Source organism: Algoriphagus faecimaris (assembly GCF_900101705.1).
Classification (GTDB): Bacteria; Bacteroidota; Bacteroidia; order Cytophagales; family Cyclobacteriaceae; genus Algoriphagus; species Algoriphagus faecimaris.
The window spans coordinates 48,866-64,411 of the sequence record NZ_FNAC01000003.1 but is presented as its reverse complement, the minus strand read 5'-3'; the positions used below and the strand labels follow the sequence as shown (position 1 = coordinate 64,411).

Below are 15,546 nucleotides of genomic sequence, written 5' to 3'. Positions count from 1 at the left end.
TCAAAATAAAGGTTTCAAAAAAATCAGATTTTTTTATTAAGTATAGTTTATACTAAATATCAAAAATCCACCTCCACGCTCACAAAACCCAACTCATCCTCCATGTTTATATAGACCCAGATTTTACCATCCTTGACAAAATGCCTTTTGGGAACCGAATTCATCTCAGGGATCAGTGCTTCGGCTATCAGCTCTAAGTCCTCATCAAAAACACTCAGAAAAACATCCGCACGAGTGACTACATAGCTTCCATATTCATCTTTTTCCTCACCAAAATAACTTTTGGTAGAAAAACGATAAAACTGCCGATCTTCCTTATCCCAAACCAGCCTACCGTAGCTAATGTCCTGCTCCGCTAATTTCCTAATCTCTTCTATTTCGCCAGTTTGTCCATCGGCTTCTTTAGGGGGAAGATAGGTGCGCTTGCTACCCAAAAGTGGCGTATCCCAACTTTTGGTATACAAACTATCCGTAACGAGGTCAAAAACCTGAACTTCATTGAGCACATTGGTCGCCAGTATAACTTTATCCGAAGTGGAAGCAGGGTAAATACCGGGTCCATAGCTACCCATCCATCTACCATCATACATGATATCTGTATTATAGACTTGCGTTTTTTCGAATAAGGGAAGATTCATCTCCGTAATAGAACCTGCCTCTAGATCAATATCCAACATGAAGTAGGTCTTATCTTCCCATTTGACAAAGTGCCCGAGCAAACGATTGGAATTCTTCGGGTCTAGATAAAACCTCGAAGGATATGCATCCGATCCTCCCAAAAGCTCAGGAGCCAGCTTTTCCAGCTCAAGGTCTTTGACCAATTGTCCTTTTTGATCAAAAATCTTGTAAAACCGATAATTCCAAAAGAAAATATTCTCGTCCTCCTCTATCAAAAACCCAGAAGTATAAGGAGGAATGGCATTGGGTCCATCCATTTCAAATTGCAAAACCTTTTTCAATTTCAGCTCATCCAAATCAATCCACTCTGCAATTCCATCTTTACGATTGTAATTGACCAAATAGTGGTCATCAGCCGTTAGCTGTGAATTAAAAAGGTTATCCTGTAGAAAAAGAAACTCATCGCCTGCATCCACCATTACAGTATCCAGGCTTACGTTGATTTGAGCAGAAACCTGGCCCTCTTTGCCTTGGTCACTTTCTCCACAAGACCAAAGGAGAAGTAAAAGTGGGAGTAAAAATTTGATTTTCATTGACTTCAAAATTTAATGATTCTTATATAATTTATAATTATAGAAAAACTATTCTAAAAAATTAAAACTTAACTGGTCTAACTTTGATCTAAGTAATTATTTTAACTCTTTTTTAAAATCAACATGAGCGAAATGCCATGGAAAGATCTCTCGTTTCTCGAACCAATCCTTTTTTTGACAAAATTCATTTTGATTTAATCAAACGACATAAAAGTGATTCTCAAAAATCAAAAGGAAGATCAATTTTTAGAAAAGCCTCTTTTGGCAGCAGATTTGCAAAATTGAGATCAAACCAACAAAACTTTTACTACTATGAAAAAGTCAATAGTCCTAGTAACCCTAGTAGGGGTCACGCTTTCCCTTTCCTGTGTATCTAAGAAGAAATACACCGAACTGGAGGGCAACTTGTATCAAACCCAATTCGAACTAGCCGAAGTGAACAAGGAAAAAACCGAATTGGAAGAAAAAATGGAGGCAATCGAACAGCGTGTGGCCGAATATAACGCTCGAATCAACAGCCTCCGGGACACCAACACCCAGCTGGAAGAAAGCAACAATTCGCTGTTAAGCTTTGATGGATCGGTTCCCGTTTCAAAAAATCAGCGGGCCAAGTTGGAACAAACCCTCCAAAACGTAGACCCGGCACTACTCGCTGAGGCCAAAACCATGGAAGACTCGGTAAATTTGGCGATCGAGCACAATATCAAGCAGTCCATTTCTTCAGAAGGTGAGGGTGAAGATGACATCAATATCAGTATTGAAAATACAGTCGTGATGATCTCAGTCTCTGATAAATTGCTTTTCAACACAGCCAGCTACAGAATCAATCAAAAAGCGAATCCATTATTGAAAAAATTGGCTGAGGTGATCAATGCGGAACCAAGCTTGCAAGTCATGATCGAAGGCCATACTGACCCAAGATCCATTTCCAATGCAGTGGTCCAAGATAATTGGGACTTGTCAGTCAAAAGAGCTACCTCGATCGTGCGAGAGCTACAGGAAAAATACCAAGTGGCACCAGAAAAAATGATCGCAGCGGGACGTGCGAGCTACATGCCGATTGTAGAAAATGACACTCCAGAAAATATGGCTAGAAACCGAAGAACGCGGATCGTATTAATTCCAGATTTGGACATGTTCTTTGCGATGATGTAATCGCCCTCTAATCAAAACAAATTGACTACCACAAATCAAAAGGCAGGCTTCAAATGAGGCCTGTTTTTTTTTATTTTCTTAAAAATACCTGACTAATATAGGTATTGCGACAACCAAATCCTCATAAGTAACTTAAAGAACTCTAAGTGTGTACAAATTGATTACATCCAAAATTAGACCCTGTTATAAATTCGATCTGAGCATACCCCAAATTGCTAGGACAAAATTCATTGGACTTCAAGAATACAGAGGCGAATTGAGTCTTCCATATTACCACACCTAAAAATTCCTTTTTAGATATTTAGAATAGTGTGGGAATGTGGTAAAATCGTTTCACCACACCTGCTCAACCAAGGAATAGGATCGCCTGATTCATCTATTCAAAAAGCTCAGGATTTAACCAAAAAGATGAACTGACAAAATAATTTTAAAGCACCTCAAGCCACTTGTTATCAGGTGATATCAGAGTAATTTATCCCTCTTAAAAGTAGTGACTTGATGGAGATACAATTGGTTTTCTAATTCAATTTTCATCAAAAATCAGCCGATTAAAGAAATGCCCCTAATAGTGAAAGAATAGTAAGTATTGTCAAACTGTCCCAATTTGGAGCAGGTTGACTTTAAGAATAGTTTTCGTACACCTAGTAACTCCAAACATATCAAATTGAACTATTAATCCAATGGAATAAAGGATAGTAAGGTAAATAAAATATTTGTCGCCATATGTGTGAATAAGGGATACTTAAAACCAAATGCTATTCTGGTATACCCTGCAATTGTTGCACTAAACAGCTGAGGCAATGTAATTATTGGCAGCAATAAACCATTAATTATACTTAATTCAAAATTAAATATATGGAGCCAAGCAAAACTAACACATGACAAATAGTAAATAAATCTGAAATTTTCTTTCCAAAAACGATCAATTAACTTTTTGACTTTTTCTCTTCGAATAATTGTATAAGTAATTATCATAAATAGTATTCCAATTGATATTCTATACAAAAAAGTATCGTCGACAAGGGAAATTCTGGATTTAAAAATAGCTTTTGTTAGTATGTAATAGATAAAAGTTCCTGAAGTTACCGCAAGATAAGTAGGTTTAAATTTCAATGACAACCTAAAAGTGATTTCCTCATATAGTGGCAAAATAACTCCTGCAACCAATACTAAAACAAAAGGGCCAAATCGTTCCGACATATTGATAGAAGTAAGATTTTTCGGCTCGTAAATAAATTGGAGTAAAGATGCAATACTAATTGAAAAGCAAATTTTAATAAAGAATAAGCCAATTGTGTCATATACTTTTTGTTTTACTGTTTTTACTTTTAACGGATTACTATAAGGGCATCTAATGAAGTTTAATAAATCCTTAATAAGAGATAGATAGTATTTTGGTTTTAGTAAAGGATAGTTCATTTTTATTTATTTATATTAACATGACAATTAGTTTATTAAAATCAAAAATCAACGTTTTACGATTTTATAAATTCCAAGTTTTTGCTAATTCTTTTCAGTTTTGATGTATTTGTATACCGCTTTCGCCATTCGGCTATTTTGAAAGGGTAGAGACACTTTTCTTTGGTAAACACTTACCAATTACTAGTTGGCTTCCTTTTTCCAATGTATTGCATATCCCTAATCTTCGTCGATAGTTTTTTTGGTGCAATCTATCCAACCAAAGCACAGCGCTTCATCCACTGCTCCACTCCGAGTAAATGAAGGTGCGCTTAAATTATTCCATAATAAATTTTACCTAGTTGACTTTATCTACTGAATTCGAACCAGGTAGACTTATTCCCAACCTTGATTTCAACTTTTATCCGACTAGGTTTTGAAGGTGATTTTGTAGGGCACCAATTCCGGCCCTTCTTAGAAATCACCAAGAGACCTGTGTCCTCACCCATCGCCAAAATATCAGTACCCTTTGGGCCTTTGGGGAAATAATCCAAACCTGACTTGGCTTTAATTATTTCAGCCATTTCCAATGGAGAATCGGTAACCACCCCGATTTCATTTATCCCTAGAATGCTTTGGGTTGAAAAATTTCCAACCATGTCAATTTGTAGGTCCTCTCGAGAAATGAATTCCAAAATATTCCCATGGGAATCCTCGAAATAGACTGACTTTGCTTTCCAGTTTTCAAAATCCACAATAGGACCATCGCCCGAATTCAGAATTTTAATTCCTCTTTCTTTCAACCATTGAAATCCCAATTCACTTGAATGATTGGGGGTAAGAAATGCAAAATGATACTTCGGGGTAGCCCCAATAGTCTCTTTTTCGAATACCAGTTCTGAGGTACCTACCTGAAAAGCCACTTGATTCTTTTTCCTGAAAAGAAGCTCAAAACCAAGTACTTCTCTATAAAACTTCACCGTTTCCTTTAAATTTTCACTTTGCAATACAAGTGTTAAAATCTCCATGCCCTCCTTTTCCTCAAATGAGTTCAAACAGCTCTTCGGTGCTTCTCCGAACTTTCTTTCGAAACTGTGCCAAATCGTCTGCGGCTCGAAAACCTACCGGAGCGACTAAGACAGCATGAAATCCCTGCTCATTTAAACCCAAAATTTCGTCGTATTTATCCGGCTCAAATCCTTCCATAGGACAGGCATCCAGTTTAAGTTCTCCAGCTGCAATCAACAGATTATTCATAGCCAAATAGACTTGTTTTTCCGACCAAGCCTGTTTCTCTGACTCTTCCATCGAGTCAATATTTTCCTTAATACTTTGTCCATAAGCTTGAATGCCGGGTTTCTTGGATTCATCTACTCCCTCCTGCAAAAGGTTGATATAGGAATCTACCCCTTCATTGAAATTCCGGTTATAACTACAAAAAACGAATAAATGAGATGCATCCGTTATTTGTGATTGGTCCCAAGATGCTTCCCGAAGCGATTCCTTCACTTTTGGATCTTCAATAATCAAAACCTTATAGAGTTGAAGCCCATAGGAGGAGACCGAAAGTCGAACAGCCTCTTTTAGCAGTTCCAAATGAGTTGGATCAATTTTTTTGGTTGGGTCAAATTTTTTCGTGGCATAGCGCCAGTTTAAGGTGTTTATCAAGTTCATATTTTTTTCTTTTTTAGTTTTTATAAAATCTGATTTTAAAATCCGACTGAAATCCGTATTTCAAATACAATCCCATCCCCATGGTAGAGGCTTGGAGGACAGCTCTGCTGGCACCATCTTTCTTCAGCTGAGCTAGCGTTGCCTCGAATAAGTGATTTGCCAGACCTTTTCCCCTAAAAGAGGGAATCACTCCAATCGAATAAATCCCAGATATACTCCTGGAATCTTTAAAGATCATGCTGGTTCCAATAGGACTACCTTCAAATGAGGCAGTGAAAAAACTTACTTTTTCCCCGAGGGCTAACACTGTAATAGGTGGTATTTCATACCCGAAGGCTTCAAAGAACCCCCAAGACCAAATCGATGTTTGTTCAGGAGTTTTTGCCAATTGCAGTTTGATCGGCGAATCGGATCGGAAAGAAAAAGAAGCTAAATCACAGGACATCCCCACCAATTCAGAGGAAGGATGGAAGCCAAATTCACCTAGTAAATCATCTTTGTTTTCATCCTCCCAAATTGCCAGACTAAAGGGTTTTCTCTTTAATAGCGATGGGACAGTCAACAGCTTTTGGGAATTTAAAGAGCCTTTTATCCATACCTTATTTGGCCAATCTCCCTCAGTTCCGAAACTGGCAAAAACCCCATTCTCTGAAATGAATTTACCGGATAAAAGCCCTCCTATTTTCCATAATTCAGTAAGGTTGAATAGATTTTGATATTTCAACACATTCATTTTACCACTAGGATTTAATTAGTAATACTGAAAGAATCATCAGGGAGATTCCCATCATTCTTTTAAAAGTGATGGGCTCAACAGGTAATCCAAACCACCCAAAGTGGCTAGCCAATCCTGCAAAAATCAATTGACCGCTTAAACCAAATGCGACCGTAGTAGAAATCCCGATTTTTGGAATCACATAGTAAAAAGAAGCAATTGCAAGAAAGCTCAGAACTCCCCCCAAGAACAATAAGTACAATGGAATGGTCTGGATTTTTTCCAATACAGCCATATTCTCTTGAACAAGAAGAACTACTAAAACACCGAGTGAAGCACTGACAAGGAGACTAATAGAAGATGCTACTAATGCATTGTCTAACCTTACCCCTAACTGTGCATTTAGACTGCCTTGCAGGACAATAAGGATTCCAACTCCAAAGGCCGTTACCATCAAATGAAGATTTTCCATTTTCAGATCAATCATTGGATAGGTATAGCTATGGGACGCATCGGTGCTGCAGATGCTCCTCTCAACTTTAACGAGCTGCCTATAAAGGCAAATTCATAAACCTTATCTTGGGCTAAACTCTCCAGGTTCATTTGCTCGATAAACATGACACCTTTTTCTGCCAGCAGATAGGTATGGACGGGTACCCAATTATCCTCACGCTCAGGCGGGAAAGCTTCGAAACTTAAATTATCTGCACCCAAAAGCATGATCTCTTGATCCTCCACCAGCCATTTGACTGCGTCTAGGTTGATCCCGGGGTAGTTATCAAGATACTGGTCAGCATGTTCGTAATGCCTAGCTTGCCCGGTTCGGATGAGGACAATGTCTCCCTTCTCCAGTTTCGTTCCTTGCTTTTCGAGCGCTGATTTCAAATCAGAAGAGTTGATTCGATAATTTTCAGGCAGCTGTTCTACCTCTTTCAGAGCTAGGACGTCTATTAAAACACCTCTTCCGATTATGGGAGGAATGGTTTCGGCTCCTGTTTTTTTCCATCCTTTATCCCCCAAGTATTCATCAACTGAAAAGCCATTCCAGATTTTATTATTTAAGCCAAAGTGATTCAATGCATCGATATGGGTTCCCATGTGGGTATACATGGAAATGGCATCGCCGGTATAGCTGACTTTGGCATTCATCGCATCTCCCATTCCATTGGGATTGTCAATGAGCGTACCTTTGGGAGTATGGGTCATCCAAATTTTATAGGCTGGATCTCCCAAAGCATGAAAGCTGGGCATTCCAACAAAATACTCCACACCCAAGTCATAGATTTTACCAGACCCAATCCGGCTCAACACCTCTAATCTACTCTGATCGCTCATCAAATTGAGCGTACCTATTTCATCATCGGGGCCCCAAGGGCTTATTCCAACTTCTTCAGATAACATGACCTGTGAAAGACCAAAACCTGCCTGAAAGGTTAAGAAATAGGAAAAGAACATCCATTTTTTCATGATATTAGTTTTTTTTGGTTTATAATAACATTTCAAAGGTCCTGCAATTACAATCCTTGTCGAATGACCTGGATTAAGTCTTTCACTTAACCTAGATCAAGATGATTCCTGAACTACTTTGGCAAAGCTTGGAAAAACACATTGTACTATCTGACTATGAGAAGTCCCTAATTCTTTCCAAACTCAGTACCCGCAAATACAAAAAGGGGCAGTTTTTGGTATTTGCAGGGGGGAAAAGCAATGTGACCAATTTCGTTCTAGAAGGATCGGTTATGGCCTACTTTACTGATGACAAGGGAAAAGACCATATCATCCAATTCGCCTTTGAAGGTTGGTGGATCAGTGATCTGAAAAGCTTTATTACCCAAGGGGAAGCCATTTTTAATGTTCAGGCCTTGGAGGAAAGCACCGTTCTCGAACTTTCTTATGAGGTATTGGAAGAATTGTATTCTATAATCCCCCAATTGGAGCGTTTTTTTCGAATTGTTACCCAGCGGGCTTTTGTATCTTTTCAAGAGCGGATTTTAGAAACCAATAGTCAGTCCGGGGAAGATCGCTATCGTGCTTTTCATGAAAAATTCAAGAAATACGAAACTCGAATTCCCCAGAAACTCATCGCATCCTATTTGGGAGTGACACCAGAGTTTTTCAGCCGAATGAAAAAGAAAATGGACTGGTAAACCAGTGATTACCAATATTCCGTGATCCTGTAAATCATTCCATTCCTAAATTCAAATACAGCCATTTCTCCATCTTCCTTTTGAGGGTTTGGATTGGTTTTGGATAAGAATCTCTTGCTTACAGCTAGTGCATCTTTTCCAGAAATGAGCGAAAATACACGGATATCATAAATGCTTCCGTCGTATTCTCCTAATTCCAGGTTTCGGCAATATCCAGTGTACAACTCTTCTCGGGTATAAACTCCACCATATTCCCTATGGACATAAGTAAAGTCTTCTGTGAACAGTTGAAATAATGCTTCAACATCTTTCATATCAGATCCTTTACTGAAAATTTTAAGATTGAGTTGATAATATTGATTGATCAATTCTTTCTGTTTAGATTTTTCATCAGAGTTAGTATTTAAATCATTTTGAACTCCCAAAAACCCCAAATACAGTAAATACGCAATAGCAGTTTTCATTTCAAGCATTTTTGTTTTTATTGTGTTGGAAAAAGGTTCAAAGCATACCCCATTCGTATTTATTCCAAGATATACACACTCATTTTTTTTGAAAATTCCTATTTTAAGCCATGGTCACACAAAGTTCATCCCTATTTGAAATCCCTCTCACAGAGGAAGAAGCTCAAATCATCGACGAATTGATCCCGATCAAAACCTTCAAAAAGGGTACAATTCTTTTAGCTGAGGGTCAGGTTTCCAAGGAATCCTATTTCAACCTGAAAGGTCTTGTTCGTTTGTATTACTTAATCGATGGAGAGGAAAGAACTATTCACTTTTTTGAAGAAGGTCAGCCCATTGCTTCCCTTTCAAGCTACTTGAACAAAACCCCGGCTAAGCATTATTTTGAATGCGTGGAAGATACTACCCTGACCATTTTAAGCTATGATAATGAACAGGAACTGATTAAACGGGTACCGGTATTTGAATCAGTATGCAGGGTTTCAATTGAGCAGGAGTTTGGGAAAAACCAACAAATGCTGGCCGATTACATGATTAAGTCACCGGAGAAACGCTACTTGGAATTGCAGGAAAATCAACCGGAACTACTCAACCGGGTTCCCCAGTATATTCTGGCCTCTTACCTTGGAGTAAAACCAGAATCTCTAAGCAGGATTCGAAAACGGTTGGCTACCAAATCTTGATCTATGCAATCTGAATAGCCACATTCCCTGCTTTTCTTCCTTTTTCCACATAGGTATGGGCAGCAGAAATTTCGTCGAATGAATAAACTCTATCCAAGTAAGGCCTGATTTTTCTTTCCGCTAGCAAAGATTGAATTACTCTCAAATCAGTCTTTTTTTGCTCAGCAATCCCGACGATGACTTGCTCTTTTTTACCACCTAAGGTCTGAGTCAGCAAATCCAAATAATCGGACAAGACAGCATCATTAGACATGTATTTCCCTTCAGGCTTGAGTAAATGTTTAATCTCCCGAAAAGAAGTCTTTCCAACCGCGTTAACAATCAGATCGAATTTTTTGGGAAGTATAGTAAAGTCTTCATTATCATAGCTAATTACCTCGTCAGCTCCCCAATCTTTCACCCAACTCGCATTTTTAGAACTACAGACCCCTACTACATAGGCATTCTTTGCTTTAGCCAGTTGGAGCATCGCTGACCCAACCGATCCGGATACTCCATGGATCAAAACCTTCATTCCCGGCTTCAGATTTACTTTTTGAAGAAAATAATATGCCGAAAGAAAGCCTACCGGAACCACCGCAGCTTCCTCAAAGCTCAATCCTTCTGGAATTTTTGCTATGGGCGACTCAACATCGACTGCTATGTATTCAGCATAAGTCCCTGACTTCATCCCCATGCTTCCAAAAACCCGGTTCCCGACCTGAAATTCTCCCACTTCCTCTCCGACCATTTCAACTACTCCGGCAAACTCATGGCCAAGCAAAGTATTCTTTGGCTTTAGTAACCCGGAATGAAATCGAATAGGAAAAGGGGTTGCACTGCGGACTCTCCAGTCTCCCGCAGTCACGGAAGTTGCGTAAATTTTCACCAAAATCTGGTTGGCTTTTGGAATTGGCTTCTCTAGGGTTTCAGGATTTAACACATCCGAAGAACCATACTTTTTAAAGGTAAATGCTTTCATTTTCAAAGAGTTTTGATTTACACTTCAAAAGTAAAACCCACCTCTGTTCTAAAAATTGACTTGGGTTAAGAAGTGGAATTCTTGAAAAAAAGATTTGAATCAGGACTTCAATGCCAGATGAAAAATGGGGAAAGGTTTTCCCTGCGGATCCAATTCGGATCTCCCGACTATTTGAAACCCACAATGCAAGTAAAATCCCAAAGCCCGCTCATTCTGTTCATTAACATCTACCTTTTCCACTCCCATTTTATTGATTGAATAGTCAAGGCAAAGTCTACCCAGTCCTTTTCCAAAAGCATTAGAATGTAAAAACAACATCTCCAAATTCCTCCCATCAACTCCTAAAAACCTAAGATTTGACCTTTGGAAACACGTACTACCCGTAAATCCACTGCATATAAATGGGTGTCTAAGATCAAGGTTTTGAAGTAAGCAATATCGTCTTATGAAAGAAAATCATGGGTCTTTCTCACTGAATCCTCCCAAATCTCCACTAATTGTGGAAAAACAGAAGGCTCGCACTTTTCAATTATATATCTCATAATCAAACATTTTAACCAGCCAGTTTCTGATTATTAACAGAAAAGACAATAGAGATAATTTCTTTCAAATAGATTTTCATTATCAATTTAATCTTTGTTTGAATTGGGTGATGGAATAAAGGAAGCATTAATTTCCAAAACTTCCTTTAGCAAAGAGTCCAAGGAATTGCGATCCATCAATTTCCCATTGAGTATAACAGCAGAAATATCCTTGGTAGCTCGGATATCTTCTAAGGGATTGGAGTGCAAAAGGACGAGGTTGGCATTTTTCCCAACAGAAACTGTTCCCTCCACCGCCTGTGTACCCAAATACCGAGCTGGAGTAATGGTTGCAGCCTTCAATATTTCGAAAGCATCCATCCCGGCATCCTGTAAAAGCTCCATTTCCTCATGAAGGGAAAAGCCTGGAACAACTAGACCAAAGGTATCTGAACCAATCATAAAAGGCACACCTGCCTCAGCCAATTTGAGTGTAAAGTCCTTCATCCATACCAACCATTCGGCCAATAATACCTCCGCATCTTTACCAAAAAGCACTTTCCCTTTAAGGTCTTTTCTATAAGGGTTCTCGTCAGAAAGCCAATAATTTCTATCGCCGGGAAGCATATATTCTGAACATTCCACTTGTTCTAATTTCTTGAATTCAGAATCATTGAGATAATAGACAATCCGTTCGAACACCTTTAATGTAGGCACTATAGTAATCCCGCTGATTTTAATTTCCTCCACAATGGAGTCCATAAAATTCTCATCATTTCGTTGAGTTTCTTCAAAGAGATAGACAAATTCCTCCACATGCTCGATGGACTTCATTCTCAGAGAGTAGTCTATTTCCAATGCCCGTTGCGCATGCCCGATGACTGGAAGCCCCACTTTTTCGGCTTCCTCTAACAGAATCAGGTAGCTATTTTCTGGGAGATTGTCTGCGATTTTCAGGAAATCATATCCCTTTTCGATATGGAGTTGAACCTTTTCTCTCGCCTCCTCCTCACTTTGCAGCATGGAGGAATTCAAGTAAGGTCCTGTGGTGAAATATCTGGGACCCAGAATTTCACCCGAATTAATTTTTTCTCGGATAGCCACCTGATCTTGCCAGTCATATTCTGCCATATTCCGGACTGTGGTCACCCCATTGGCCAGCAAAAGGTTCAGATCGCGCTCGATACCTCCCTGTTGATTTCTCCAATGAAAATGCATTTCATGAAATCCTGGAACCAAATACTTTCCCGAAGCATCCACAACTCGGTAAAAGCCTGATTTCAGACTATTCGATGCAGCTTGAATACGTTGAATTTTCTGATTTACAATCCATACTTCTTGGTCTTCCAATACTTCATTGGAGGTCATACTGATCACATTCACGTGATTAATTAGCAGTGTATCAGTATCTTGATAAGGGGCTGTTCCATTAAGAAAAGGCAATAGAATTCCCAGAATGAATAATTTCATTTAAAGTTTTGTTTAAGTTGTTGTAAGAAAATTAGCTCGGACGGGAAAGCTTCAAATTTTTAACCCGGTCATTCGACAGCATTACTTCTGCTGATTTTCCGTCTGGATTAAGAACAAATTCCACAATAAGTGCCGGCCATCTTCCTTTAAAAGCATTTGAGGTCAATCTCTCTAAAGGAATTTCACCATGTCGTGGATGATAGGCAACTAAATGATCTCCTTCAATTTTAAACCAATATGAAGTTTGAAGTTCCCCGCTGTAATATTCGCCTTCAAAATCCTTCAGTTCAGATGCTGAGAAGGAATTTTCACCAAGAGGAATCCAGACGTTTTCTATGCCTTCCTTTGAAATCGACTTTGCACTGCTTACTTCTTCATTTTGAATATCAAACTTCAATTTACGTCCATCTGCATCTTTTATACTGAATTCTCCATCCCCCAGATGCTGAAGTAAACGTTCAGAGGATTCGGCAACAACAAAGAGTTTTTGCCCCTTTTTTTCAATTTGAAATACCCTCTTTTCATAGGTATCCCAATAACTCCCTTTAATTAGTATCGCTAGATTTGGATCTACATCTTGCATCACTTGCTGCGGCAATTCTGATTGGCTATTGGAGGTGCCATCGTTATCCAAAATAATTTCGGAAACCCCATTGAGTTTTTGTCCCAAATTGGAAGAGCTGAAGTTGGAAAGGATCGAAATGCTCAGATTCAAGTCTGGAAAAGTGGCAATCTGAGCCCGAAAACCTCCAATCGATCCGGAATGATGGATTCTCTTTTGGCTCCCATATTCATCCACGTATAGACCGAAGGCATAATTGCTGGGCTGCCCGTTGGAATAAATTCCAACATCTTTCATTTTCTCGAAAGCATTTTCCCAGCCAGGTTTGGGGCTATACAGATTTTTGGCCCAAAGGAGCAAATCTTCAGTTGTGGAATGGATATTTCCTGCTCCGGTATAGTTCCAATAGTCCAGAGCTCGTTCAAACACTACTCCTTCACTATGATAATAGGAGGATGCATTATTTGGAACTACCCGTGTGTAATTATCCTCCACATAGGTGTGCTCCAAACTAAGAGGTTCAAAAACCTCGCTTTTCATCCATTCTGCAAATGACTTCCCGGAAAGCCGCTCCACCACCAAAGCCATCAGCACATAGCCCGTATTGCAATAGCCGTATCGCTCCCCGACCGGATAATTTAGGTCCTTTTGCATAGTCACAAACCGAAACACATCCTCATTAGTCCGAACATCATCTCCTCTCCATCCTGCCAAACCCAGCATATAGTGAACGCTTCGCAACCCACTCGTATGGTGAATCAAATGTTTAAATGTGATAGTCTGTCCAAAATCAGGTATTTCGGGAAGATATTTCCGAACATCATCATCCAGAGAAAGAAGCCCCTTTTCAGCCATTCTGACTATGGCCATAGCTGTGAATTGTTTGGAAACCGAAGCGATATTAAATAAGGTGTTTGGCATGTTAGGAACTCCAAAATCCAAACTTGCCAAGCCGAATGCTTTGGAGTAGATAATTCTACCATCTTGCATTACCCCAATCGATCCTCCCGGCATGCCTGGCTGATTCCATTCTTGAAATATGGAATCTAGAAGAGTTTCCTTTTCGGGACTTAATTGTGCTAGGGAAACCCCGATGGTACTTATATAAAAGGTGAAAATGAAAGCTAGCTGTTTCATAGGTTTTAGTCTTTATTGGATCGAATCAAATTTGCTCTTCTTTTTTGAAGGATTAAAATCGACATAAAATAAATGAATACAATCCAAGCAGGAATGATCGAGAAACGATGATCAGGAAATGCATATCACAAAACCAGAATCCCAGCAGTCCTAAAAAACGCGTGAAAAAGACCTACCCAATGTCCAATGATCCAAGAAAAAGGAATCCACATAGATCCTGTTAAAATCCCGATGGAAACAGGCAATGAATTGGAGTCCTCCAGAAAATAGGGAATGGCAATCCCATAAGATAAAAGTGATTGGAACACTGTAAACAGAAAGAGTCGGTCAAATTCATTTTTAGGCCTGGTTTTATCCAGAAAATTCTCCCCCGTAAACTTCGAAATCATAATTCCTAAATAAACGATAGAGCCTGTCCCTATGAATAGGATCCAAACTCTCCAAAGCTCCGAAACAAAAAAGGAGGTAACACCAACTAGCGTCCAGGCAAGGATCCCTGCTAGTGGTGTGGCTAAAAACACTCGTTGTGAATATTCTTGACGTTGTAGATCTAATGTCCTTTTCATCTATACTAATGATTTTCAAACTTTTATACTCTGATGCCCAAAATTACCAAGCTCCATGATCCTAAAAATTGATCTGGGTTAAGAATTGATTTATAAATTTTTCAACCCTCCAAACATTCTTAACCTAAGTCAATTTCCAGCCTTTTTTTCCGCCTTAGGTTTGTGGAAAAATTAGGATGAAATGAAAAATCTCATAGATCAAAGCGACAGAAATCTATTCTTGGGGCTCTCAGGCGTACTTTATTTAGTTGTGATTGTTTGCGGACTTTTCAGCGAGTTGGGAGTTCGGGGAGTTTTATTCCTGCCAGAAGATATCCTGCAGACGATGGAAAACATCAAAGGAAGCCAAAGCCTACTTAGGGTTGGAGTTTCCTTGGACATGGTCATGGTTTTGGCTGATATCGGTTTAGCCTGGTTTTTCTTCATCTTATTTCAGAAGAACTTTCCAAGACTATCCTATTTAGCTGCATTTCTAAGACTGGTGCAGGCAGCCATAATAGGAATCAACCTGATTCATCTTTTACAAATCCCTGTTCTATTCCAATTTTTCCCTGATCCAACTGACCCAAATAGGGTAGCGCAACAAATTGGCTATCTGATTGAATCCCATCGGATGGGCTATTTACTTAGTGGGATTCCTTTTGGGATGAGCTGTTTGGTTTTGGGCTATATGATGTACAAATCCGGCTGGTTTTCAAGAATTCTTGGAGTCATGGTATTCATCGCCGGCTTTGCTTATCTGATTGATTCCTTCACCAACATCCTTTTGCCGCAATACGCATCACAAAGTGAAAACCTAGTCTTAGCTACTGCGGTGATCACAGAATTATCCCTTTGCATTTACCTGATAATTAAAGGATTGAATAAAAACTAAACCAACTA

Annotated in this window: 17 protein-coding genes; 4 read left to right on the top strand and 13 right to left on the bottom strand. The window is 39.2% G+C overall.

The features are described from left to right. Positions 1 to 59: 59 nt before the first annotated feature. The gene (locus BLQ57_RS02360; protein ID WP_087939555.1) at positions 60 to 1,211 is read right to left on the bottom strand and encodes a DUF4221 family protein; all 1,152 of its coding nucleotides are present in this window, start codon (positions 1,209 to 1,211) and stop codon (positions 60 to 62) included. A gap of 312 nt (positions 1,212 to 1,523) precedes the next feature. Between BLQ57_RS02360 and BLQ57_RS02355 the strand changes: the two genes are divergently transcribed. Further along, positions 1,524 to 2,366, top strand: coding sequence for an OmpA family protein (locus BLQ57_RS02355; RefSeq protein ID WP_087939554.1), 843 nt, complete (start codon positions 1,524 to 1,526; stop codon positions 2,364 to 2,366). Between the two features lie 672 nt (positions 2,367 to 3,038). On the opposite strand, the gene BLQ57_RS02350 is transcribed toward BLQ57_RS02355, so the two are convergent. From BLQ57_RS02350 to BLQ57_RS02325, 6 genes are all read right to left on the bottom strand, one after another. Beyond that, the gene (locus BLQ57_RS02350; RefSeq protein WP_087939553.1) at positions 3,039 to 3,785 is read right to left on the bottom strand and encodes a CPBP family glutamic-type intramembrane protease; all 747 of its coding nucleotides are present in this window, start codon (positions 3,783 to 3,785) and stop codon (positions 3,039 to 3,041) included. 347 nt (positions 3,786 to 4,132) lie between these two features. Further along, on the bottom strand, positions 4,133 to 4,792 hold the full coding sequence (locus tag BLQ57_RS02345) for a VOC family protein (protein WP_087939552.1): 660 nt from the start codon (positions 4,790 to 4,792) through the stop codon (positions 4,133 to 4,135). 13 nt (positions 4,793 to 4,805) lie between these two features. Then, on the bottom strand, positions 4,806 to 5,438 hold the full coding sequence (locus BLQ57_RS02340) for an NAD(P)H-dependent oxidoreductase (protein WP_087939551.1): 633 nt from the start codon (positions 5,436 to 5,438) through the stop codon (positions 4,806 to 4,808). A gap of 13 nt (positions 5,439 to 5,451) precedes the next feature. Beyond that, positions 5,452 to 6,171 (bottom strand): GNAT family N-acetyltransferase, encoded by a 720-nt coding sequence (locus tag BLQ57_RS02335; protein WP_087939550.1) that lies wholly within the window; start codon positions 6,169 to 6,171, stop codon positions 5,452 to 5,454. A 7-nt stretch (positions 6,172 to 6,178) separates the two neighbouring features. Beyond that, complete coding sequence (locus BLQ57_RS02330; RefSeq protein ID WP_087939549.1) at positions 6,179 to 6,640, bottom strand: DMT family transporter; 462 nt, start codon at positions 6,638 to 6,640, stop codon at positions 6,179 to 6,181. Then, positions 6,637 to 7,620: a cyclase family protein gene (locus BLQ57_RS02325; protein WP_169712741.1), complete on the bottom strand. Its 984-nt coding sequence runs from the start codon at positions 7,618 to 7,620 to the stop codon at positions 6,637 to 6,639. The genes BLQ57_RS02330 and BLQ57_RS02325 overlap by 4 nt, the downstream gene beginning before the upstream one ends. Positions 7,621 to 7,721: 101 nt before the next feature. On the opposite strand from BLQ57_RS02325, the gene BLQ57_RS02320 reads away from it, so the two are divergent. Further along, positions 7,722 to 8,300 (top strand): Crp/Fnr family transcriptional regulator, encoded by a 579-nt coding sequence (locus BLQ57_RS02320; protein ID WP_087939548.1) that lies wholly within the window; start codon positions 7,722 to 7,724, stop codon positions 8,298 to 8,300. 8 nt (positions 8,301 to 8,308) lie between these two features. Here BLQ57_RS02320 and BLQ57_RS02315 read toward each other — a convergent pair whose 3' ends face one another. Then, positions 8,309 to 8,764: a nuclear transport factor 2 family protein gene (locus tag BLQ57_RS02315; protein WP_139162643.1), complete on the bottom strand. Its 456-nt coding sequence runs from the start codon at positions 8,762 to 8,764 to the stop codon at positions 8,309 to 8,311. Positions 8,765 to 8,874: 110 nt separating this feature from the next. On the opposite strand from BLQ57_RS02315, the gene BLQ57_RS02310 reads away from it, so the two are divergent. Further along, positions 8,875 to 9,447 carry a Crp/Fnr family transcriptional regulator gene (locus BLQ57_RS02310; protein ID WP_087939546.1) on the top strand — a complete coding sequence of 191 codons (573 nt, stop codon included), beginning with the start codon at positions 8,875 to 8,877 and terminating at the stop codon, positions 9,445 to 9,447. A gap of 1 nt (position 9,448) precedes the next feature. Here BLQ57_RS02310 and BLQ57_RS02305 read toward each other — a convergent pair whose 3' ends face one another. From BLQ57_RS02305 to BLQ57_RS02285, 5 genes are all read right to left on the bottom strand, one after another. Beyond that, complete coding sequence (locus tag BLQ57_RS02305; protein WP_087939545.1) at positions 9,449 to 10,408, bottom strand: NAD(P)-dependent alcohol dehydrogenase; 960 nt, start codon at positions 10,406 to 10,408, stop codon at positions 9,449 to 9,451. Positions 10,409 to 10,507: 99 nt separating this feature from the next. After that, entirely contained in the window at positions 10,508 to 10,726 is a 219-nt protein-coding gene (locus tag BLQ57_RS21410; RefSeq protein ID WP_240507810.1) for a GNAT family protein, read from the bottom strand. Between the two features lie 311 nt (positions 10,727 to 11,037). After that, positions 11,038 to 12,399 carry an amidohydrolase family protein gene (locus BLQ57_RS02295; RefSeq protein ID WP_087939544.1) on the bottom strand — a complete coding sequence of 454 codons (1,362 nt, stop codon included), beginning with the start codon at positions 12,397 to 12,399 and terminating at the stop codon, positions 11,038 to 11,040. 31 nt (positions 12,400 to 12,430) lie between these two features. Continuing rightward, positions 12,431 to 14,098, bottom strand: a complete 1,668-nt coding sequence (locus BLQ57_RS02290; RefSeq protein ID WP_087939543.1) for a serine hydrolase domain-containing protein — start codon at positions 14,096 to 14,098, stop codon at positions 12,431 to 12,433. A gap of 125 nt (positions 14,099 to 14,223) precedes the next feature. Beyond that, positions 14,224 to 14,664, bottom strand: a complete 441-nt coding sequence (locus BLQ57_RS02285; protein WP_205635622.1) for a DUF7010 family protein — start codon at positions 14,662 to 14,664, stop codon at positions 14,224 to 14,226. Between the two features lie 181 nt (positions 14,665 to 14,845). Between BLQ57_RS02285 and BLQ57_RS02280 the strand changes: the two genes are divergently transcribed. Further along, positions 14,846 to 15,538 (top strand): DUF4386 domain-containing protein, encoded by a 693-nt coding sequence (locus tag BLQ57_RS02280; protein WP_087939542.1) that lies wholly within the window; start codon positions 14,846 to 14,848, stop codon positions 15,536 to 15,538. The last annotated feature ends 8 nt before the right edge of the window (positions 15,539 to 15,546 follow it).

Coding starts and splice junctions, on each gene's coding strand:
- BLQ57_RS02305 (WP_087939545.1), bottom strand. CDS start 10,408: ATGAAAGCATTTACCTTTAAAAAGTATGGTTCTTCGGATGTGTTAAAT.
- BLQ57_RS02295 (WP_087939544.1), bottom strand. CDS start 12,399: ATGAAATTATTCATTCTGGGAATTCTATTGCCTTTTCTTAATGGAACA.
- BLQ57_RS02320 (WP_087939548.1), top strand. CDS start 7,722: ATGATTCCTGAACTACTTTGGCAAAGCTTGGAAAAACACATTGTACTA.
- BLQ57_RS02325 (WP_169712741.1), bottom strand. CDS start 7,620: ATGAAAAAATGGATGTTCTTTTCCTATTTCTTAACCTTTCAGGCAGGT.
- BLQ57_RS21410 (WP_240507810.1), bottom strand. CDS start 10,726: ATGTTGTTTTTACATTCTAATGCTTTTGGAAAAGGACTGGGTAGACTT.
- BLQ57_RS02345 (WP_087939552.1), bottom strand. CDS start 4,792: ATGGAGATTTTAACACTTGTATTGCAAAGTGAAAATTTAAAGGAAACG.
- BLQ57_RS02330 (WP_087939549.1), bottom strand. CDS start 6,640: ATGATTGATCTGAAAATGGAAAATCTTCATTTGATGGTAACGGCCTTT.
- BLQ57_RS02360 (WP_087939555.1), bottom strand. CDS start 1,211: ATGAAAATCAAATTTTTACTCCCACTTTTACTTCTCCTTTGGTCTTGT.
- BLQ57_RS02280 (WP_087939542.1), top strand. CDS start 14,846: ATGAAAAATCTCATAGATCAAAGCGACAGAAATCTATTCTTGGGGCTC.
- BLQ57_RS02355 (WP_087939554.1), top strand. CDS start 1,524: ATGAAAAAGTCAATAGTCCTAGTAACCCTAGTAGGGGTCACGCTTTCC.
- BLQ57_RS02285 (WP_205635622.1), bottom strand. CDS start 14,664: ATGAAAAGGACATTAGATCTACAACGTCAAGAATATTCACAACGAGTG.
- BLQ57_RS02335 (WP_087939550.1), bottom strand. CDS start 6,171: ATGAATGTGTTGAAATATCAAAATCTATTCAACCTTACTGAATTATGG.
- BLQ57_RS02315 (WP_139162643.1), bottom strand. CDS start 8,764: ATGAAAACTGCTATTGCGTATTTACTGTATTTGGGGTTTTTGGGAGTT.
- BLQ57_RS02310 (WP_087939546.1), top strand. CDS start 8,875: ATGGTCACACAAAGTTCATCCCTATTTGAAATCCCTCTCACAGAGGAA.
- BLQ57_RS02290 (WP_087939543.1), bottom strand. CDS start 14,098: ATGAAACAGCTAGCTTTCATTTTCACCTTTTATATAAGTACCATCGGG.
- BLQ57_RS02340 (WP_087939551.1), bottom strand. CDS start 5,438: ATGAACTTGATAAACACCTTAAACTGGCGCTATGCCACGAAAAAATTT.
- BLQ57_RS02350 (WP_087939553.1), bottom strand. CDS start 3,785: ATGAACTATCCTTTACTAAAACCAAAATACTATCTATCTCTTATTAAG.